General features: G+C 47.8%; 23 protein-coding genes. 20 read left to right on the top strand and 3 right to left on the bottom strand.

The window, feature by feature from the left end; genetic code table 11:
• Positions 1-126 precede the first annotated feature (126 nt).
• The 17 genes from mnmG to ACXAGR_RS06175 all read left to right on the top strand — a co-directional run bounded on the left by mnmG (position 127) and on the right by ACXAGR_RS06175 (position 14359).
• Positions 127-2028: a tRNA uridine-5-carboxymethylaminomethyl(34) synthesis enzyme MnmG gene (gene mnmG / locus ACXAGR_RS06255; protein ID WP_474848744.1), complete on the top strand. Its 1902-nt coding sequence runs from the start codon at positions 127-129 to the stop codon at positions 2026-2028.
• Positions 2025-2666, top strand: a complete 642-nt coding sequence (gene rsmG, locus ACXAGR_RS06250) for a 16S rRNA (guanine(527)-N(7))-methyltransferase RsmG (protein ID WP_474848742.1) — start codon at positions 2025-2027, stop codon at positions 2664-2666. The genes mnmG and rsmG overlap by 4 nt, the downstream gene beginning before the upstream one ends.
• 10 nt (positions 2667-2676) lie before the next feature.
• On the top strand, positions 2677-3468 hold the full coding sequence (locus ACXAGR_RS06245; protein ID WP_474842305.1) for a ParA family protein: 792 nt from the start codon (positions 2677-2679) through the stop codon (positions 3466-3468).
• Positions 3469-3525: 57 nt separating this feature from the next.
• A complete protein-coding gene (locus ACXAGR_RS06240) occupies positions 3526-4407 on the top strand; it encodes a ParB/RepB/Spo0J family partition protein (protein ID WP_119503215.1) in 882 nt (293 codons plus the stop codon).
• Positions 4408-4709: 302 nt separating this feature from the next.
• Positions 4710-4991 (top strand): ATP synthase subunit I, encoded by a 282-nt coding sequence (locus ACXAGR_RS06235; protein WP_474848837.1) that lies wholly within the window; start codon positions 4710-4712, stop codon positions 4989-4991.
• Between the two features lie 93 nt (positions 4992-5084).
• Positions 5085-5945 carry a F0F1 ATP synthase subunit A gene (gene atpB / locus ACXAGR_RS06230; RefSeq protein WP_119503213.1) on the top strand — a complete coding sequence of 287 codons (861 nt, stop codon included), beginning with the start codon at positions 5085-5087 and terminating at the stop codon, positions 5943-5945.
• A 102-nt stretch (positions 5946-6047) separates the two neighbouring features.
• Positions 6048-6269 (top strand): F0F1 ATP synthase subunit C, encoded by a 222-nt coding sequence (gene atpE, locus ACXAGR_RS06225; RefSeq protein ID WP_012520222.1) that lies wholly within the window; start codon positions 6048-6050, stop codon positions 6267-6269.
• A 44-nt stretch (positions 6270-6313) separates the two neighbouring features.
• Entirely contained in the window at positions 6314-6784 is a 471-nt protein-coding gene (atpF, locus tag ACXAGR_RS06220) for a F0F1 ATP synthase subunit B (protein WP_474842301.1), read from the top strand.
• A gap of 14 nt (positions 6785-6798) precedes the next feature.
• Entirely contained in the window at positions 6799-7332 is a 534-nt protein-coding gene (atpH, locus tag ACXAGR_RS06215; RefSeq protein WP_474842299.1) for a F0F1 ATP synthase subunit delta, read from the top strand.
• A 13-nt stretch (positions 7333-7345) separates the two neighbouring features.
• The gene (gene atpA / locus ACXAGR_RS06210) at positions 7346-8887 is read left to right on the top strand and encodes a F0F1 ATP synthase subunit alpha (protein ID WP_119503210.1); all 1542 of its coding nucleotides are present in this window, start codon (positions 7346-7348) and stop codon (positions 8885-8887) included.
• Positions 8888-8944: 57 nt separating this feature from the next.
• Complete coding sequence (gene atpG / locus ACXAGR_RS06205) at positions 8945-9805, top strand: F0F1 ATP synthase subunit gamma (RefSeq protein ID WP_474842297.1); 861 nt, start codon at positions 8945-8947, stop codon at positions 9803-9805.
• Positions 9806-9838: 33 nt separating this feature from the next.
• A complete protein-coding gene (gene atpD, locus ACXAGR_RS06200; RefSeq protein WP_303572537.1) occupies positions 9839-11221 on the top strand; it encodes a F0F1 ATP synthase subunit beta in 1383 nt (460 codons plus the stop codon).
• Between the two features lie 67 nt (positions 11222-11288).
• Positions 11289-11705: a F0F1 ATP synthase subunit epsilon gene (locus ACXAGR_RS06195; RefSeq protein ID WP_303572536.1), complete on the top strand. Its 417-nt coding sequence runs from the start codon at positions 11289-11291 to the stop codon at positions 11703-11705.
• Positions 11706-11824: 119 nt separating this feature from the next.
• The gene (locus ACXAGR_RS06190; protein ID WP_474848740.1) at positions 11825-12259 is read left to right on the top strand and encodes a GFA family protein; all 435 of its coding nucleotides are present in this window, start codon (positions 11825-11827) and stop codon (positions 12257-12259) included.
• Positions 12246-12611, top strand: a complete 366-nt coding sequence (locus ACXAGR_RS06185) for a VOC family protein (RefSeq protein ID WP_474848738.1) — start codon at positions 12246-12248, stop codon at positions 12609-12611. Before ACXAGR_RS06190 ends, ACXAGR_RS06185 begins: the two co-directional genes overlap by 14 nt.
• 132 nt (positions 12612-12743) lie before the next feature.
• Entirely contained in the window at positions 12744-13709 is a 966-nt protein-coding gene (locus ACXAGR_RS06180; protein WP_474848736.1) for a hypothetical protein, read from the top strand.
• 47 nt (positions 13710-13756) lie between these two features.
• A complete protein-coding gene (locus ACXAGR_RS06175) occupies positions 13757-14359 on the top strand; it encodes a glutathione S-transferase family protein (RefSeq protein ID WP_474848734.1) in 603 nt (200 codons plus the stop codon).
• A gap of 7 nt (positions 14360-14366) precedes the next feature.
• On the opposite strand, the gene ACXAGR_RS06170 is transcribed toward ACXAGR_RS06175, so the two are convergent.
• A complete protein-coding gene (locus tag ACXAGR_RS06170; RefSeq protein WP_474848732.1) occupies positions 14367-14945 on the bottom strand; it encodes a tRNA-uridine aminocarboxypropyltransferase in 579 nt (192 codons plus the stop codon).
• 32 nt (positions 14946-14977) lie between these two features.
• Between ACXAGR_RS06170 and ACXAGR_RS06165 the strand changes: the two genes are divergently transcribed.
• The 3 genes from ACXAGR_RS06165 to ACXAGR_RS06155 all read left to right on the top strand — a co-directional run bounded on the left by ACXAGR_RS06165 (position 14978) and on the right by ACXAGR_RS06155 (position 17429).
• A complete protein-coding gene (locus ACXAGR_RS06165) occupies positions 14978-15331 on the top strand; it encodes an MGMT family protein (RefSeq protein WP_474848730.1) in 354 nt (117 codons plus the stop codon).
• Between the two features lie 73 nt (positions 15332-15404).
• Positions 15405-16592 carry an HD-GYP domain-containing protein gene (locus ACXAGR_RS06160; protein ID WP_474848728.1) on the top strand — a complete coding sequence of 396 codons (1188 nt, stop codon included), beginning with the start codon at positions 15405-15407 and terminating at the stop codon, positions 16590-16592.
• A 204-nt stretch (positions 16593-16796) separates the two neighbouring features.
• A complete protein-coding gene (locus tag ACXAGR_RS06155) occupies positions 16797-17429 on the top strand; it encodes a YiaD family glycine zipper/OmpA-like lipoprotein (protein ID WP_474848726.1) in 633 nt (210 codons plus the stop codon).
• A gap of 40 nt (positions 17430-17469) precedes the next feature.
• Here the strand turns inward: ACXAGR_RS06155 and ACXAGR_RS06150 are convergent, their stop codons facing one another.
• Both ACXAGR_RS06150 and ACXAGR_RS06145 read right to left on the bottom strand, forming a co-directional pair.
• Positions 17470-18495, bottom strand: a complete 1026-nt coding sequence (locus tag ACXAGR_RS06150; RefSeq protein ID WP_474848724.1) for an MBL fold metallo-hydrolase — start codon at positions 18493-18495, stop codon at positions 17470-17472.
• A 19-nt stretch (positions 18496-18514) separates the two neighbouring features.
• Positions 18515-19030, bottom strand: coding sequence for a DUF3237 domain-containing protein (locus ACXAGR_RS06145; RefSeq protein ID WP_474848722.1), 516 nt, complete (start codon positions 19028-19030; stop codon positions 18515-18517).
• Positions 19031-19055: the final 25 nt, after the last annotated feature.

Genomic DNA, 19055 nt, shown 5'->3' with positions numbered 1-19055 from the left:
TTGCAGAAAATTTAACCATTTTAATCAGGCAATAAGTCAGCTAAAATACGCGCCCTTTTTCTGACAGCCCGTAAAGCCAAAGAAATATACGATTAACTACATTCCCCGTGTTATGTGAGGTTCAACATGTTTTATCAGGAAGCATTCGATGTCATCGTTGTGGGTGGTGGTCATGCCGGCACCGAAGCAGCATTAGCATCTGCCCGTATGGGTGCAAAAACCCTGTTATTGACACATAACATGGAAACCATCGGACAAATGTCCTGTAATCCTGCTATCGGCGGGATCGGAAAAGGCCATCTGGTTAAAGAGATCGATGCCTTAGGTGGTGCAATGGCACTGGCAATTGATCAGGGCGGGATCCAGTTCAGAACTCTGAATTCAAGTAAAGGCCCTGCTGTGCGTGCAACCCGCGCCCAGGCTGACCGGGCACTGTATCGTCAGGCTATCCGTAATGTGGTAGAAAACCAGCCAAATCTGTCGGTTTTCCAGCAAAGCTGTGATGACCTGATCGTAGAGAACGATCGCGTGGCCGGTGTGGTTACCCAGATGGGTCTTAAATTTAAAGCCAAAACGGTTGTTCTGACAGTGGGCACATTCCTTGGCGGTACCATTCACATTGGTCTTGAGAACTATCGAGGTGGCCGTGCAGGTGATCCGCCGTCACTGGCTCTGGCAGAACGTCTGCGTGCATTACCCTTCAGAGTGGATCGCCTGAAAACCGGTACCCCTGCCCGTCTTGATGCCAGGACGCTGGATTTCAGCGTTATGCAAGCACAACCCGGCGACACCCCTGTACCGGTATTCTCGTTTATGGGTAACCGTGAAATGCATCCGCAGCAGATCAGCTGCTACATCACCCATACTAACGAAAAAACCCATGATATCATTCGTGGAGGTCTGGATCGCTCACCCATGTTTACCGGTGTCATTGAAGGTGTTGGCCCGCGTTACTGTCCGAGTATTGAAGATAAGATCACCCGTTTTGCTGATAAGGACTCGCACCAGATCTTTGTGGAGCCGGAAGGGCTTAACAGTATCGAGGTATATCCTAACGGTATTTCAACCAGTCTGCCCTTTGACGTTCAACAGGCGCTTATTCACTCGATCCGTGGATTTGAAAATGCCCATATCATCCGTCCCGGTTATGCCATCGAATATGATTTCTTTGATCCGCGGGATCTGAAGCAAACGCTGGAAACTAAATTTATCGGCGGACTTTTCTTTGCCGGACAAATTAACGGCACTACCGGTTACGAAGAAGCCGGTGCACAGGGACTTATGGCGGGAGCTAACGCAGCACTGCAGGTTCAACAGAAAGATCCGATGATTTTACGTCGTGATCAGGCTTACATGGGTGTACTGGTAGATGATCTTGCGACCATGGGAACCAAAGAACCTTACCGCATGTTTACCAGCCGTGCTGAATATCGTCTGCTGTTACGGGAAGATAACGCAGACAGTCGTCTGACAGCGCTTGGCCGTGAAATCGGACTGGTTGATGACGCACGCTGGGCAGCGTTTAACACGAAGATGGAAGCCGTTGAACTCGAGCTGCAACGTCTGCGTGGCCAGTGGGTGCATCCTGATCACAAAGCAGTGCCGGAGCTCAACACGCTGCTTAAAAATCCGGTGAGCCGTGAACACTCATTTGAAGAGCTTATCCGGCGTCCGGAAATGACGTATAACGCGCTGATGAACATTGACGGTATCGGCCCCGGTATTGACGATCCTGTTGCAGCTGAGCAAGTGGAAATTCAAATCAAGTATGCCGGTTATATCGCCCGGCAGCTGGATGAGATCGCAAAAGCGCAACGCCATGAAAATACGTTGCTGCCAATGGACTTTGATTACAGTAAAATATCCGGTCTTTCGAACGAAGTGGTTGCCAAGCTTACCGAAGCCAGACCGGAAACCATCGGAAAGGCATCGCGGATCTCGGGTATTACGCCCGCGGCTATCTCGTTGTTGCTGGTGTATCTGAAAAAGCATGGCATGTTACGTAAACAGGAATTAAAGACAGCGTGAGTAACGTCGATACTGTAAAACTCAATGAAATTTTGTTGCAGGGCTGCGAAAAGTTAGCGCTGAACATCACTACTGAACAGGCTGAAAAGCTCACCGGATATGTTCAGCGTATCGATAAATGGAATAAAGCCTACAACCTTACCTCGGTGCGCGATCCTGAGCAGATGATGGTAAAACATATTCTTGACTCACTGGCCGTTACCCGGTTTGTCAGTGGTAAGCGGGTTATCGATGTGGGCACCGGACCGGGTCTGCCCGGCATGCCTCTGGCTATTATGTTGCCGGATATTGAATTCACGTTACTGGATAGTTTAGGCAAACGTGTCCGGTTTATGAAACAATGTGCATTCGAACTTGGTCTGACAAACGTCACTCCTGTGCACAGTCGCGTAGAAGAGCATGAACCTGCACAACCTTACGATATTGTGTTGAGCCGTGCTTTTGCGTCGTTGAAAGATATGTTGCACTGGTGCCAGCATCTGGTAGATTCATCAGGAGTCTTTTTTGCTCTGAAGGGACAATTTCCTCAAAGTGAGATAGACGAAGTAAGTGATCACTTCCAGATCGGGTCTGTAGAGGCGTTATCCGTGCCGGATCTGACCGGAGAGCGTCATTTAGTAACTATTCGAAAAGTCTGACGGGTGCACAGTGGCGAAGGTAATCGCAATAGCGAATCAAAAAGGTGGTGTGGGCAAAACAACCACAGCAGTGAATGTTGCGGCGTCTATGGCTGCGACCAAACGTAAAGTGCTGCTTATCGATCTGGATCCTCAGGGCAATGCCACCATGGCCAGCGGTGTTGATAAATACGAAGCAGAATGCACGTGTTTTGAATTACTGATTGAAGAAAAGCCTGTTGATGAAGTCATCATCAAAGATACGTCAGGAAAATACGATCTTATTGCCGCAAACGGTGATGTCACGGCAGCTGAAATCAAACTGATGGAAATGTTTGCCCGTGAAGTCCGTCTGCGTAATTCACTCAAGCCGGTGATGGATTATTACGATTTCGTTTTTATTGACTGCCCGCCCTCTCTTAACCAGCTTACCGTTAATGCGCTGGCTGCGGCTGATTCAGTACTGGTACCCATGCAGTGTGAATACTATGCCCTTGAAGGTTTAACGGCGCTGATGGATACCATTCAGAAACTGGCGTCGGTGGTAAACCCTGAACTGAAAATTGAGGGCGTACTGCGCACCATGTACGATCCCCGAAACCGTCTGGCCAATGATGTGTCTGAGCAACTGAAACGTCATTTTGGCGAACAGGTTTACCGCACGGTCATTCCCCGCAACGTGAGACTGGCCGAAGCGCCTAGTTTCAGCATGCCCGCCATGTACTATGATAAGTCATCGGCAGGCGCAAAAGCGTACCTGTCTCTGGCCGGTGAAATTCTTCGCCGCCGTGAGAAGACATTACAGCCCGCAAAAGCAAGTTAATCTGTTAAACTAGCCAAAAATCGGTTTGTCTTAATCGCTTGAGTCATTGAGGAAAATATGTCTGCTAAGAAAAGAGGACTCGGTCGGGGCCTGGATGCATTGCTGGCGACCAGTCAGTCTTCCGCTGCCCGTCGTGAACAGGAAACTGACAGCACTGCGGCATCGCAAAGTGAACTGAGCAAGCTGCCGGTCGAATTTTTGAAGCCGGGGAAATATCAGCCCCGTAAAGACATGTCTCCAGAAGCGCTTGAAGAACTGGCGTCTTCTATCCGTTCCCAGGGCGTTATTCAGCCGATTGTGGTGCGTACACTGGGTAAAGATCAGTACGAAATTATTGCCGGTGAACGACGCTGGCGGGCTGCCCAGCTTGCGCAACTCGACGTTGTGCCTTGTCTCATCAAAGACGTGCCGGATGAAGCCGCTGTTGCCATTGCACTGATTGAAAATATTCAGCGTGAAGATCTAAACGCCATGGAAGAGGCACAGGCCCTTGAGCGTTTAATGAACGAGTTTGAACTTACCCATGCACAAACCGCCGAGGCGGTGGGTAAATCCCGGGCGACGGTAACAAATTTACTGCGCCTGAATAACCTCAATGATGATGTCAAAACCTTGCTTGAGCACGGCGATATTGAAATGGGTCATGCCCGGGCGCTGCTCGGACTCACCGGCGGTCAGCAATCTGAAGTGGCTCAGGTCGTATCCGGAAAAGGTTTAACGGTAAGAGACACAGAAAAATTAGTACGCAAATGTCTGGAACCGGCGAAGCCAAAACCGGAAAAAACCGTTGATCCGGATGTGCAGAGTCTGATGACCCGCCTGTCTGATAACCTTGGTGCGCCGGTCGTGATTGACCATAACGCTAAAGGAAAAGGTAAAATCACTATCAACTTCAATGATTTAGAACAGCTGGACGGTATCCTTTCTAAAATACACTAATCCACTTTACGGCCATAGTTAGCAAAATGTTAACGGTGGTCGTTATTCCCGCACTTTTCGCGTACAATGCGTTTCGTCCTGTTATTCGATAAGAAAATTTTCAGAATAACTTTCAAAACGCGATGTATGGTTGAAAATTATCGGTAAAACAGTATACTTCTGACGCTTTTTATTTGGGCTCAAATAAGCATAAAACAATGGTGAACAGAGATTTGGCAGGGGCCGGTAAAAAACTTGCCAGACATGCCCTGCAGATTCAGGTAATTGTCATGACTCTGCTGGTCATCATCAGCGCCTGGGCGATGTCCGTTGAAGTAGCGAAATCAGCTGCTATTGGCGCGTTAATCAGCATTCTGCCCAACGCGATTTTTGCGTTATTCGCATTTCGTTACTCCGGTGCCAGTAAAAATGAACTGGTAGTACGGAGCTTCAGCCAGGGAGCCAAACTGCGCCTGGTTTTAGCAGTTATTTTATTTGTGGTGGCTTTTAAATTTTTGCATGCGATACCCGAAGCGGTTTTTGCAGCATTCGCCGTCACAACTGTCAGCTATTGGCTGGCAATGTTTCGTCAACAAAAACGATAACAAAAAGACAGAGTGATACCTTGGTAGCAAGACCAGGGTCTTACAGACGAAACGCCGGAAAGTTTTTACACTTTAATTTTTTTAGGTTGAAACATGGCATCTGAGATTACAACACAAGAGTATATTCTCCACCATTTGACCAATGCCACCATGTGCGTCACAGACGACGGGGTGAAATTTAGTCACGGTGAAGAACTGCATAATGTCGCTGAAGTATGTGCTGAAGCGGGTTTCTGGGTTTGGAACATCGATACGATGGGCTGGTCTATCGGTCTGGGTATTTTGTTCCTGTGGTTATTCCGTAAAGTGGCTAAATCAGCTACTTCCGGCGTACCGGGCAAAACCCAGGCGTTTATCGAGCTGGTTGTTGAGTTCGTAAACGACAACGTTCGTGACACCTTCCACGGTAAAAATAATCTCATTGCGCCACTGTCGCTGACCATCTTCGTCTGGGTGTTCCTGATGAACCTGATGGACTTGATTCCGGTAGACTTCCTGCCTTCAGCTGCAGGTCAGATTGCTAACGCAGCCACCGGTGTGGACCCGCATCACGTGTACATGAAAGTGGTACCTACCACCGACCTGAACATGACGCTGGCGCTGGCGCTGGGCGTATTCTTCCTGATTATTTTCTACTCCATCAAAGTGAAAGGCATTGGTGGTTTCATGAAAGAGCTGACATTCCAGCCTTTTAATCACTGGGCTTTCATTCCGGTTAACTTCATTCTGGAATCCGTTACCCTGCTGGCACGTCCGTTCTCTCTGGCGCTGCGACTGTTCGGTAACCTGTATGCCGGTGAATTGATCTTTATTCTTATTGCGACCCTGGGTGTATGGCAGCTGCCTCTGCACTTCCCATGGGCGGTATTCCATATTCTGGTAATCGTGCTTCAGGCCTTCATCTTTATGATGTTGACCATTGTATATCTGAGCCTGGCTCACGAAGACCATTAATGTAGTCCGGATCTTTTGCAATCCCTGGAAAAGAAAGCAAACGATTCAAACTGTTTTACTTTTACACTTTAACTTTAAATTTAACTTAAATCGGAGACGTACATGTTATACATCGCTGTTGCACTACTGATTGGTCTTGGTGCCCTGGGTACCGCTATTGGTTTCGGTCTGCTGGGTGGTAAATTCTTAGAATCTGCTGCTCGTCAACCAGAACTGGCTCCTCAACTGCAAGTTAAGATGTTTATCGTAGCGGGTCTTATCGACGCCATCGCAATGATCGGTGTTGGTATCGCGCTATACCTTCTGTTCGCTGTTGGTGCTTAATTTTTTAAACCCATTTTTTAGCGAACATATGAGGAGGAGCGGTCGTGAACATTAACGCCACTCTAATTGGTCAATTAATCGCGTTTATCGTATTCGTGTGGTTCTGCATGAAGTACGTATGGCCACCATTACTGGGCGCGATTGAAGAGCGTCAGAAGAAAATTGCCGATGGCCTTGAAGCTTCTGAACGCGCTGAAAAAGACCTGGAACTGGCTCAGCAGAAAGCTACTGACCAGTTGAAAGATGCGAAAGCGCAAGCAGCTGAAATTGTCGAGCAAGCCAAAAAGCGTGCTAGTCAACTTGAAGAAAGTGAAAAGCAAAAAGCTTACTCAGAGCGTGAGAAAATCATTGCTTCTGGTTATGCCGAAATTGAAGCTGAACGCAATCGTGCCAAGGAAGAATTACGCGCTCAGGTAGCAGCTTTAGCTGTTGCTGGTGCAGAACAAATTCTTCATCGTGAAATCGACGCAAACGCACAAAACGACATTGTTGAAAAACTTGTCGCTGAGCTATAAGAGGGAGATGAGCCATGTCTGAATTGACAACCGTTGCTCGTCCCTACGCTAAAGCTGCTTTCGATTTTGCTGTCGAACAAAACGCCGTTGCCAAATGGCAGGACATGCTGGTGTTTGCCGGCGAAGTTGCTGACAACGAAGACATGCATCAGTTAATGACTGGTGCTGTTGCCGCTGACCAACTCGCTGAGATTTTCATCAATGTGTGCGGTGAACAGATCGACGAACATGGTCAGAACTTTATTAAGGTTCTGGCTGAGAATAAACGTTTAGTTGCCCTGCCAGCCATTTCAGAGCTGTTTAATGTTTTGAAAGCTGATTACGACAAAGAAATTGAAGTCCAGCTGACTTCTGCTTCTTCATTGTCTGATGCGCAAACTGCTGAAATCAGTGCATCGTTAGAAAAACGTTTGGCACGTAAAGTGAAGCTTAATTGTAACGTGGACCCTGCCCTGGTTGCAGGCTTTGTAGTCAAAGCCGGTGATACAGTTATTGATGGTTCCGTGAAGTCGAAATTGAACCGTCTCGCAGACGCGTTGCAAGCATAACGGGGATAAGAGTATGCAACTTAATTCCACTGAAATTGCAGAACTGATCAAAAAGCGAATTGAACAGTTTAATGTAACCAGTGAAGCTCGCACCGAAGGGACTATCGTCGCAGTAACTGACGGTATTATCCGCATTCACGGCCTTGCCGATGTAATGCAAGGTGAAATGATTGAGCTTCCTGGTAGTCGCTACGCTATTGCACTGAACCTTGAACGAGATTCAGTTGGTGCAGTAGTTATGGGTCCTTATGCGGACCTGCAAGAAGGCACTAAAGTACAATCTACCGGTCGTATCCTTGAAGTACCTGTAGGCCCTGGCCTGTTAGGTCGTGTTGTAAACACCCTGGGTGAGCCTATTGATGGTAAAGGCGCTGTTGAAGCGGCAGGCTATGAGCCAGTAGAAAAAATCGCCCCTGGCGTAATCGACCGTCAATCGGTTGATCAACCAGTACAAACTGGCTACAAGTCAGTTGATGCGATGATTCCTGTTGGTCGTGGTCAGCGTGAGCTTATCATCGGTGACCGTCAGTGTGGTAAAACAGCCATGGCTGTTGATGCCATCATTCAACAGAAAGATTCAGGCATTAAGTGTGTTTACGTAGCAGTTGGCCAGAAGGCTTCTACTATTGCTAACGTAGTTCGCAAACTGGAAGAACACGGCGCGCTGGCTCACACCATCGTTGTTGCGGCTTCTGCTTCTGAATCTGCTGCTCTGCAATACCTGGCACCTTACTCTGGTTGTACCATGGGTGAGTACTTCCGTGACCGTGGTGAAGATGCACTGATCGTATATGATGACCTGTCTAAGCAAGCTGTTGCTTACCGTCAGATCTCTCTGCTTCTGAAGCGTCCTCCTGGTCGTGAAGCATACCCTGGTGACGTTTTCTACCTCCACAGCCGTCTGCTGGAGCGTGCTGCCCGTGTAAACGACAAGTACGTAGAGCGTTTCACTAACGGTGAAGTTAAAGGTCAAACGGGTTCACTGACGGCTCTGCCTATTATTGAAACTCAGGCCGGTGACGTTTCAGCGTTCGTACCTACAAACGTTATCTCTATCACCGATGGTCAGATCTTCCTGGAAACTGACCTGTTTAACGCAGGTATCCGTCCTGCTGTTAACGCCGGTATCTCTGTATCACGTGTTGGTGGTGCTGCTCAGACCAAGATCATTAAGAAATTGGGTGGCGGTATCCGTCTTGCGCTTGCACAGTATCGTGAATTGGCTGCGTTCTCTCAGTTCGCATCTGACCTTGACGAAGCTACACGTGCACAGCTTGAACACGGTGAGCGTGTAACCGAACTGATGAAGCAGAAGCAATATGCGCCTCTGTCAATCGCTGATATGGGTGTGTCTCTGTACGCCGTTGAGAAAGGCTTCTTAAAAGATGTAGAACTGGGCAAAATCCTTGATTTTGAATCAGCCCTGCACGCTTATATGAACAGCGAACACGCTGAGCTGATGAAGTCTATCAATGCAACCGGCAACTACAACGACGATATTGATTCTCAGTTGAAAGACGCTTTAACGAAGTTCAAAGCAACTCAAACTTGGTAATCAATGGTGCTGGCTTTCGTGGTCAGCACAATTCGTTGAGTAATCGGAGAGATAATCATGGCCAGCGGTAAAGAGATTAAAGGTAAAATTGGGAGTATCAAGAATACTCAAAAGATTACCAGTGCGATGGAAATGGTTGCTGCGTCGAAAATGAAAAAGGCGCAGGAACGTATGGCTCATGGCCGTCCATACGCGCAAAGCATGCTAAAAGTGATTGGTCACATTGCTAACGGTAACCTTGAGTACCGTCACCCTTATCTTGAAGAGCGTGACGTGAAACGGGTTGGCTTTATCGTAATTTCTACTGACCGCGGATTATGCGGCGGCCTGAACACTAATGAGTTCAAGCTGGTAACCCAGAAAGCGAAAGCGTATCGCGATCAGGGTGTTGAAGTAGATTTTGCAGCGTTAGGTTCGAAGGCTTGTGCATTCTTTAACCGTTTTGGTGGTAAGCTACTTGCCGCAGAAACAGGTTTAGGTGATGCACCTTCGGTAAGCGATGTAGTGGGTGTGGTACGCGTGATGTTACGCGCCTACGACGAAGGCACACTGGATAAAGTTTATCTGGTGTATAACAACTTCGTTAACACCATGTCGCAAACGCCTGTGATGAATCAATTATTGCCTTTGCCAAAGTCAGAAGATGAGACACTGAAGCATCGTTGGGATTACATCTACGAGCCGGATCCGAAAGAAATTCTGGAATCCTTAATGGTTCGTTACATCGAATCCCAGGTATATCAGGGTGTTGTGGAAAACGCAGCGTCAGAACAAGCAGCACGTATGGTTGCAATGAAAGCGGCAACAGATAACGCCGGCAACCTTATCGATGATCTGCAACTGGTATACAACAAGGCCCGTCAGGCTGCAATCACACAGGAAATCAGTGAGATTGTATCCGGCGCCGCAGCGGTGTAGGCAAAGGTTTAGAAGAGATAACGAGGACTAATTATGAGTCAAGGTAAGGTCGTCCAAATCATTGGCGCCGTTGTGGACATCGAGTTTCCACAAGATGCGGTACCAAGAGTATATGACGCACTGAAAGTTACCGAAGGTGACTTATCCGGGCTAACCCTGGAAGTGCAACAGCAATTAGGCGGTGGTGTAGTTCGTTCCATCGCTCTGGGTACCACTGACGGTCTGCGTCGTGGCCTGGCAGTAGAAAATACGCAAGCACCTATCATGGTTCCTGTTGGTACAGCCACTCTGGGCCGTATCATGGACGTGCTGGGTAACCCAATCGACGAAGCAGGCCCAATTGGTGAAGAAGAGCGTATGTCTATTCACCGTGCAGCGCCCAGCTACGAAGATCAGTCAAGTTCAGTAGAACTGCTGGAAACCGGCATCAAGGTTATCGACCTGGTATGTCCGTTTGCGAAAGGTGGTAAAGTTGGTTTGTTCGGTGGTGCCGGTGTAGGTAAAACCGTAAACATGATGGAGCTTATCCGTAACATCGCAATCGAGCACAGCGGTTTCTCAGTATTCGCAGGTGTTGGTGAGCGTACTCGTGAGGGTAACGACTTCTACCACGAAATGAACGAATCAAACGTACTGGATAAGGTATCTCTGGTATACGGTCAGATGAACGAGCCACCGGGTAACCGTCTGCGTGTAGCTCTGACTGGTCTGACTATGGCAGAGAAATTCCGTGACGAAGGTCGTGACGTTCTGTTCTTCGTAGATAACATCTACCGTTATACCCTGGCAGGTACTGAGGTATCAGCACTGTTAGGTCGTATGCCTTCAGCAGTAGGTTATCAGCCTACACTGGCTGAAGAGATGGGTGTTCTGCAGGAGCGTATCGCATCAACCAAGACTGGTTCAATCACGTCAATCCAGGCAGTATACGTACCAGCCGATGACTTGACTGACCCGTCACCAGCTACCACCTTTGCTCACTTAGATGCAACGGTAGTACTGTCCCGTGATATCGCGTCTTTAGGTATCTACCCAGCGGTAGACCCTCTGGACTCAACTTCACGTCAGCTGGATCCACTGGTAATCGGTCAGGAACACTACGACACAGCGCGTGGCGTACAGACTGTACTTCAGCGCTATAAAGAGCTGAAAGATATCATCGCTATCTTGGGTATGGACGAGCTGTCTGATGAAGATAAGCAAGTGGTATCCCGTGCTCGTAAGATTCAGCGTTTCCTGTCTCAGCCATTCTTCGTAGCAGAAGTATTCACCGGTTCTCCTGGTAAGTACGTTTCTCTGAAAGACACTATCAGTGGCTTTAAAGGCATCCTGGAAGGTGAATATGATCACCTGCCAGAGCAAGCCTTCTACATGGTTGGTTCGATCGACGAAGCGTTGGAAAAAGCCAAGAAATAAGAGTGAAGCCGGGCAGGCCTTAACGTCTGCCCGTGCTTGATTCACGTTCCTTACTAAGGAGTTTACAATGGCAGCTATGACCGTTCATCTGGATGTAGTAAGCGCAGAAAAAGAGATTTTCTCTGGTCTGGTTGAAACATTACAGGTAACAGGAAGTGAAGGTGAACTGGGTATCCACCCTGGTCACGCGCCACTTATTACTGCAATTAAACCTGGTATGGTGCGTTTGGTTAAGCAGCACGGTGAAGAAGAGATGATTTATGTTGCCGGCGGTGTACTTGAAGTACAACCCGGTATAGTCACTGTTCTTGCTGACACTGCTGTTCGTGCAGAAGATCTGGACGAGCAGTCTGCAGAAGAAGCAAAACGTCGTGCTGAAGAGCATATCGCCAACCCGGGCGCTGATTTCAACTATGCAGAAGCGGCACAAGAGTTAGCAGAAGCTATTGCTCAATTGCGTCTGATTCAAAAACTGCGTAAGTAGTACATCAGCAAAAAATTGAAAAACCCGGCTACATGCCGGGTTTTTTGTATCTGCTACTTGCTGTTTTTCTGTAAACCGGTGTACTGTGTATTTATCCAGTTTATATTCACCGGAGAACAATGATGTCAGATAAAGGATTAACCGGACGTTGTTTGTGTGGCGAAGTGGAAGTGCATGCAACGCAGGCAGAAGAACAAGTCGGTGTATGTCACTGCGACATGTGCCGGAAATGGAGCGGAGGCCCCTTCTACAGTGCTCACTGTGGTGTTGCGGTAACCTTTAAAGGGGAAGATGCCATCACCCGCTTCTCGTCGTCTCCGTGGGCTGACAGAGGCTTTTGTCACCGCTGCGGTACCCATTTATTTTATCTCTACAAAGAAAGCGGTGAGTATTTCGTGCCTGCCGGTTTGTTCGATGGTGATAACTTTTCCATGGGAACTGAAATATTTGTCGATGAAAAAGGGCCTTACTACGAACTACATCCCACCAGCAGGAAAATGACCGGCGCTGAAGTCATGGCTGCTTTTCAACAGGGAGGCGATGATGAAAAATAAATCATTAAATTATCTGGAGTATCCTTCCGCATCACTGGAAAAGACCAAAGCATTCTTCTCGTCCGTTTTCGGCTGGACTTTCACCGACTATGGTGAGGCCTATTGTGCCTTCTCTCTGGACAATGTCGACGGCGGCTTTTATGCCAGTGAAGAAATCAGCACTACGTCCCGGGGTGCAGCTCTGACCGTGTTTTACAGTGACGATCTGACCTGCCTTGAAGTTGAAATTGTTGGTGCGGGTGGAATTATTACTCAGCCTGTTTTTGCTTTTCCAGGCGGTCACCGGTTTCATTTTACCGAACCGGGCGGAAGTGAATTTGCAGCATGGTCTGACTGCTATCAGCGAGAGTGATACAAACAAAGGCGCAATTGCGGCATTGCAGAGGTTGCATTGCGCCTGCGGATGATTAAACTAGCGGCATAATAAAAACAAAATTTGAACAACAGTGGGAAGGACTTTACTGAGTATTATCGTGAAGGCCGTATGACGACTGAATTTAATTATCCCTCAACATCTGCCGCTTCTTTCTGGCACATGCCGGTTCTTTATTTTGTAGTGTGCTGTATAGCGAATTACTTCACCGGTGCGCTGGATTACCAGCTTATTAATGATTTCCGGGCCCAACGCGACTTCAATGCTGCCTTAGGCATGCCCTTGTTGACGACCTTTTTCTGGATCAGCTTGCGCATTCAGCAACAGCAAATGGCTGGTGCCATCATGAGTTATTTGCTGGATAAAAACGCCCTGAGTTTATTTGCACAGCATCGTGCCCGTCTGGCGGTGAAACTGCGCCACCACATTCTGACCTCCGCCACCCTCGCTATTTCCATGACGGCTGTCTATATCATGAGTGAAGAACTGGTTGCCTTCGATATGAACATGCAGGTTCTGCTGCTTGATCTGATTGCAGTACCTTTCTGGTTTTTTTTCTGGCTTTTCCTGTTTCAGATGATCTATTCCACTCACTACATGATGAAGCATTTCATTCATATTAATATTGCCACAAGCAGCGAACTGAAAGCATTGAAAAGAGTGTCGCTACTGTCGATGGAGAATGCCCTGTTCAGTATCACTGCGTTGATCATCATTCCCGTTTTCTGGTTTAAAAAAGATATACCGGCAATCGATCTTGCCATAGTGACCCTGTTTTCATCGTCTTTGACTGTGTATCTCATCATGCCCGCCGTAAAGGTGTATCGTCTTATTGGTGCAAAAAAGCAAAAGATAATGGATCACCTGACACGCGGGCTGACGTCCATTTACTGTGAAGACGAAAGTGATCGCATTAATCACGAACGGCGCAATGCTATTCAGCAGGAAATCGAAGAAGTGGAAAACATTACTGCTACACCGGTTACGTTCGAACAATGTAAACGCATGCTGAGCGTTGTGTTTCTGATCCCTGCTTCCTGGATGACATTAATTTATATTGAACATCTTGTGACCTGATAAAAACGTCAGTAAGCTGGAATGCTGTAGATAAAAAGGAGTTGGTCATGCTGGTTTATGGAGATAGCCGTTCCGGAAACTGCTATAAAATTCAATTATTACTTTCCATACTGGGTAAACAAGTCGACTGGGAAGAAGTCGATATTTTAAAAGGGGCAACGCAAACCCCCGCGTTTTTGCGAAAGAACCCGAATGGTAAAATCCCGCTGTTGGAAATGGAGGATGGCCGCACGCTGTCCGAATCAAATGCTATCTTAAACTTCCTTGCTGAAGGTTCCGCACTCATTCCCCGTTCATCTTTCGATCTGGCTAAGATGCTGCAGTGGCAGTTCTTTGAGCAATACAGCCATGAGCCCTATATTGCGGTAGCCCGGTTCATTAATTTATATCTGGGGTTACCGGAAGAACGTAAAGCTGAATATGAAGCTAAACAGGCTGGCGGGCACAAAGCACTGGCAGTCATGGAAGAGCAGCTTTCCCGCACCCCTTTTCTGACCGGGTCACAATTGTCACTGGCTGATATCAGTTTATACGCTTATACCCATGTGGCCCACGAAGGCGGATTCGATCTGACAGCCTATCCGGCGGTGAATAACTGGCTGAAACTGGTTGAAGATCACAAAGGCTACACGCCGATGAAAGCCGGCTGAACCTTCTTTACTTGCGGCGCAGGTGTGCCGCAGGTGCCTGCCAGTGCGCCTGCATAAACTGTTGTAACCGGTATAACGGCGCCGGATCTGTCTCTGTCGTTACTTTCATCACATGCGCAACAGCTTCAAGCGTAGATAACCCCGATTCTGCACGGGTGTGCCTGATGCGGTAATCACTCGGGCCGGCATGATTGAAATGATACTGCGGTAGCGGGTGCAGCTGTGTAAAACGTTGCCACAATCCGTAAGCCTGACGCCAGCTTCCATCCAGCAGAATGAAGAGATCGTGTGTGTCTGATTGTGGTGTCTTTTCTAAAGAAGCGCTTTCCGGAGACGGATAAATCACCGCCGGAGATCCCGCATTATCAAGAGCATCTGCCACGGCCATTTCCGCCTCATCAGCGCCTGCGGAAAGTATGGGTGTATCAGGTAAACACAGCTGTACTAATTTAGCGGTATTTTTTGCGTGAATGGCTTCTTTCTCATGCTGAATGATGAGAAACTGAACAGGTGTACAAATCTGCGTCACTGCACTGCATACACAGGTTTTTTGCGGATAGCGGCAAACTGAGCAATATGGACGCATTCGAACACTCTATTGGAAAATAAAAGCGCATTATGGCCGATACTGGCAACAACGACAAAGTGAAGCAAATACTGCAAACCGTTATGGCCGTGCCGGAAGGGTCGGTTGCTACCTATGGGCAGATTGCGGATCTTGCCGGTCTGCCCGGCAGAGCGCGGCTGGCAGGTCGTTCATTGCGTGCTGATTTCAATGGAGAACCGGTTCCCTGGCATCGTATTTTACGGGCTGACGGGAAAATAGCCTTTCTGCCCGGCTCTGAAAAAGCGAAGGAGCAAAGAGAATTGCTTATGGCCGAAGGAATCATGGTGAAAGATAATCGGGTGAAACTGCGAAATTGTCAGTGGCAACCTGATATGGTAACTATACTCTATACACTGAAGTACTGAATGTGGCCACAGAGCTAAAGCTAATCTTTAAACTTCAGTGTACAGACTCATTTATTCCATGGTGTGATAGCAAGTGACCGACAGCGTATTTAAAACGATTACTATAGACGAATTAGCGCCCGGCATGTACGTCAATGAAATCATTGAGCAGTCAGGAAAAGTGAAAATCAAAAGCCAGGGGCGCGTTGCCCGTAAGGCTGTGGTGGAATCTTTACGAAAACGTGGCGTCCTCAAACTCGTTATCGATTTATCGAAGCAATTCGAACCTGACGCTGTGCCTGTGCCGGCAGAGGAGCCGGTTCCGGCAAAGAAAAAGCCCCGTATGAGCCTGACGTCCGAACTGGTCCGGGCAGAAGATTTATATAAACAGGGTAAGGAAATTCAAAGAACCTTACTTAAAGCTGTTCAGCAGGGTCTACCTTTCGACGATCGCATTCCCAGTGAGTTTTCACAGAACCTTGTGGCATCAGTCGAGCGCAATCCTGACGCACTGCTTTGCCTTACCCGCATCCGTGAAAAAGATGATTACCTGCTGGAGCATTCGTTAAACGTAGCTATTATTCTCGCTAACTTTGCGCGTCATATGGGAATGTCTGATGACGAAGTGCAGGAGCTGGCTTTTGCCGGTTTCCTTCATGATATGGGTAAAATTCGCGTACCTGATGAGATCCTGCATAAGCCCGGCAGACTCACTGATGAAGAAATGGACGTGATGAAGAAGCACGTCGAATATGGTGTGGATGCCCTGCATGAGGTAAACCTGAACCCGGACCTCGTCAGAACCGTCAGTGAACATCATGAGCGTCTTGACGGATATGGTTATCCGGCAGGAACAAAAGGTGACAACATCAGCACCGCAGGGCGTATGCTGGCAGTTGCAGATATGTACGATGCGCTTACTGCTGACCGTTGTTACAAAGCCGGTATGCCGAGCCAGCGGGCTTTCCAGATCCTTATCGGGGAATGTCCTCATAAGCTTGACCAGGCACTTGTTCAGCAATTTATCAAATGTATGGGCGTCTATCCCGTAGGCAGTCTGGTGCTTCTGTCTAACGATAAACTGGCTATGGTGTTGTCACAGAATGACTCTCCGCTGACACCGGTTGTTAAAGTATTCTATTCACTGACCGGTAATCATTATGTTACCCCGCGGGATATCGATCTTGCCCATGATAAGCGGGTAAAAATTGAAAAAGCGGTAAAAGCCAGTGACTACAAAATTAACTTCAACCAGTTTTTTGCGCAGAACATCTCTCCCTGATTTGTCTTTAATTACATACACCACCGGGAACATTTTACCCGCCGGTGTGTGCAATCATCGCAATTAACTTCCCGTTTATCCCCTGCGGATAAGGCCATTCAGCTTGTATTCATTTGCCGGCGCGTATTTTGGCGTTTAACCGGATGATGGAACAGGTCTTGCTGTCCTGACCGGTACAGTTGTAATTATCTTAAGAGGGATATCATGAAGAAAGTCTTCGCAGTCGGACTCATCACCGCTTCTTTAATCGCGGGTGGTTGTGCAACAAGCCCTAACAATACACAAAAAGGTGCAGGGATTGGTGCTGTCGTCGGTGCACTGTTGGGTAAAGCGACCGGGGATAACGACAAAAGCCGTTATGCCTGGGGTGCCGTGGTCGGTGCTATTGCCGGTGGTGCGATTGGTAACTATATGGATCGCCAGGAAGAAGAAATGCGCGAGCAACTGGCTGACACCGGCGTACAGGTAGTTCGGGAAGGGGATAACCTGCGCCTCATTATGCCGGGTGATATTACGTTTGCCACCAACAGTGCGTCTATCAGTCCTAATTTCAATCCTGTCTTGCAGGATGTGGCAACGGTGGTAAATCAGTACGAGAAAACGGTGCTGCTTATCGAAGGTCATACCGATGACACCGGCGCAGAATCTTACAACCAGACGTTGTCAGAGCGCCGTGCGCAATCTGTTAAGAATCTGCTGACCACGTTCAATGTTAATCCTACCAGGGTAACCACAGTGGGTCTGGGAGAGTATCAGCCAAAAGTGCCTAATACCTCGGCTGAAAACCGTCAGATTAACCGTCGTGTTGAGCTGAAAATACAACCGCTGAGTGAATAGAATCAGGGAGGACCACTCCTCCCTGATTCTGTTAATATGATTAATTCCCGCTTTTAACCCTGTGATATTGCGCCATTGCACAATTAGATAAAACGTCAAATACATCTGTTGCATGTTTACCCATATCAAACGGGTGGAGAGCTCCGGGGGGGCGCCGCGCAAGTTGCTCCATCTTTTCTATCGAGCCATCCCTTTTTCCATGATTCGATAGAAAAACAGTCACGTCTTGCTCTTCCGCCAGCGCTTTAAAGTTACTCGCAGACTTTGCATAAGCAGCAAATTGGGCTGGTTTAACGCCAAAGTTAAATCCGGTTCCACCCCATAATGCGGCTCTGAATGGTTGTCCGTTGTCATACACCGTAAAAAGGGGAGAAATCGTACCCATTGTATGTCCCGGAGTCACTCGAATTTCCATCTCAGCGTTACCTGCTGAAAGTATGGTACCATCTGTTACTGCAATGTTACCTTCTAACGCCGGAGCTGGCCCGAATTTGGGATGCTCAGGCATGATTTCAGCAAGCTTCCAATCTGATTCACTCATAACCACGGGCATACCATATTCTTGTGTCAGGTATCTGAAACCGCCGTAATGATCGCCATGCGCATGAGTAATTACTAAATACGCAATTTTCTCAGGTTTAAGTCCCAGTGTTTTCATCCCGCCAATAATGGTTTCACGTGCTTCTTTATTGCTGGTCAGGGCATCAATTAAAATATAGCCATCTTCATCTCCTAAGACCCACGCAGATACACCTGCGTTACCAACAAAATACAAGTTGTCGAAGACTTGCATGGGCCCTGGCTCTTTTCCGCGAGAATGTTCTTGCGGAGACTTTTTAGCATCGGCCCTATCCTTCCTGCGAGGCGTCGCAGCCCGGTCTCTGGGGGCATTTACATCGCGAAAGGTCATTGTTAAGTCACAGAGATTGGTATAACCAGGAAAGTACGCGCCGGCAGAGATGCCTTTTTTTGCGAGTTGTTCCGCTTTGGTTTTTGCTTCCTCGGCTTGGCTGCAAAACACTACGCCAATGAGGAGAACGAATAGCAGCGAACGATGAGATTGCATACAGGATTCTCCTATGAAGTTATTCCACGCGGTATATACGAATAATTACCGCTCTTGGGGATTTGATTGACTCAATGGTTCCAATATAAAAGTCTTTATTGAGCCAGTCATATTTTCCTGTAGCCACATGAAACTCTGGACGGGTAAATGCGTATCGCTGGCCGGTCAGTGTGTGAACAATCCCTTTGTTGTGAACGACAATAGTAACATCATCATCTGTCTTAAGTGCATAAATAGCTTCAATATTCTTTACATTGTCCTGGCGATTCACCTGCCAGTCAGCGCCGCCGGGAATTACGCTTCCTGATATATTGTGACCTGTGAAACGCCCGCCAGTAATAGGAACTATGTATCTGTGGCCGTCGTCAGTTTCACCGACGTCAATTTTAGTCCCGAGTTCAACATGTATTTGTAGCACTGGCGCAGATTGAATATGAGGAGCCGGGAAAGAACCCGGGCCTGAGTTTTCGTGGGCGAAAACAGAAGAGTTGAATATATAAAAGAGAGTAAAAAAAAACGTATGACGAAGTAACATTGTAGTTTCCTTAAAAAAGGGCGCC

The organism is Alteromonas sp. ABH4_457, assembly GCF_056160625.1.
The sequence above is the reverse complement of the archived record's forward strand: the minus strand, read 5'-3'. Positions and strand labels throughout refer to the sequence as shown.

What these genes read in the sequence shown, in the direction of transcription:
- mnmG (WP_474848744.1), top strand. Translation starts at nt 127, where the DNA reads ATGTTTTATCAGGAAGCATTCGATGTCATCGTTGTGGGTGGTGGTCAT.
- ACXAGR_RS06240 (WP_119503215.1), top strand. Translation starts at nt 3,526, where the DNA reads ATGTCTGCTAAGAAAAGAGGACTCGGTCGGGGCCTGGATGCATTGCTG.
- ACXAGR_RS06235 (WP_474848837.1), top strand. Translation starts at nt 4,710, where the DNA reads ATGTCCGTTGAAGTAGCGAAATCAGCTGCTATTGGCGCGTTAATCAGC.
- atpB (WP_119503213.1), top strand. Translation starts at nt 5,085, where the DNA reads ATGGCATCTGAGATTACAACACAAGAGTATATTCTCCACCATTTGACC.
- atpE (WP_012520222.1), top strand. Translation starts at nt 6,048, where the DNA reads ATGTTATACATCGCTGTTGCACTACTGATTGGTCTTGGTGCCCTGGGT.
- atpH (WP_474842299.1), top strand. Translation starts at nt 6,799, where the DNA reads ATGTCTGAATTGACAACCGTTGCTCGTCCCTACGCTAAAGCTGCTTTC.
- atpA (WP_119503210.1), top strand. Translation starts at nt 7,346, where the DNA reads ATGCAACTTAATTCCACTGAAATTGCAGAACTGATCAAAAAGCGAATT.
- atpG (WP_474842297.1), top strand. Translation starts at nt 8,945, where the DNA reads ATGGCCAGCGGTAAAGAGATTAAAGGTAAAATTGGGAGTATCAAGAAT.
- atpD (WP_303572537.1), top strand. Translation starts at nt 9,839, where the DNA reads ATGAGTCAAGGTAAGGTCGTCCAAATCATTGGCGCCGTTGTGGACATC.
- ACXAGR_RS06195 (WP_303572536.1), top strand. Translation starts at nt 11,289, where the DNA reads ATGGCAGCTATGACCGTTCATCTGGATGTAGTAAGCGCAGAAAAAGAG.
- ACXAGR_RS06190 (WP_474848740.1), top strand. Translation starts at nt 11,825, where the DNA reads ATGATGTCAGATAAAGGATTAACCGGACGTTGTTTGTGTGGCGAAGTG.
- ACXAGR_RS06185 (WP_474848738.1), top strand. Translation starts at nt 12,246, where the DNA reads ATGATGAAAAATAAATCATTAAATTATCTGGAGTATCCTTCCGCATCA.
- ACXAGR_RS06180 (WP_474848736.1), top strand. Translation starts at nt 12,744, where the DNA reads ATGACGACTGAATTTAATTATCCCTCAACATCTGCCGCTTCTTTCTGG.
- ACXAGR_RS06175 (WP_474848734.1), top strand. Translation starts at nt 13,757, where the DNA reads ATGCTGGTTTATGGAGATAGCCGTTCCGGAAACTGCTATAAAATTCAA.
- ACXAGR_RS06170 (WP_474848732.1), bottom strand. Translation starts at nt 14,945, where the DNA reads ATGCGTCCATATTGCTCAGTTTGCCGCTATCCGCAAAAAACCTGTGTA.
- ACXAGR_RS06165 (WP_474848730.1), top strand. Translation starts at nt 14,978, where the DNA reads ATGGCCGATACTGGCAACAACGACAAAGTGAAGCAAATACTGCAAACC.
- ACXAGR_RS06155 (WP_474848726.1), top strand. Translation starts at nt 16,797, where the DNA reads ATGAAGAAAGTCTTCGCAGTCGGACTCATCACCGCTTCTTTAATCGCG.
- ACXAGR_RS06150 (WP_474848724.1), bottom strand. Translation starts at nt 18,495, where the DNA reads ATGCAATCTCATCGTTCGCTGCTATTCGTTCTCCTCATTGGCGTAGTG.
- ACXAGR_RS06145 (WP_474848722.1), bottom strand. Translation starts at nt 19,030, where the DNA reads ATGTTACTTCGTCATACGTTTTTTTTTACTCTCTTTTATATATTCAAC.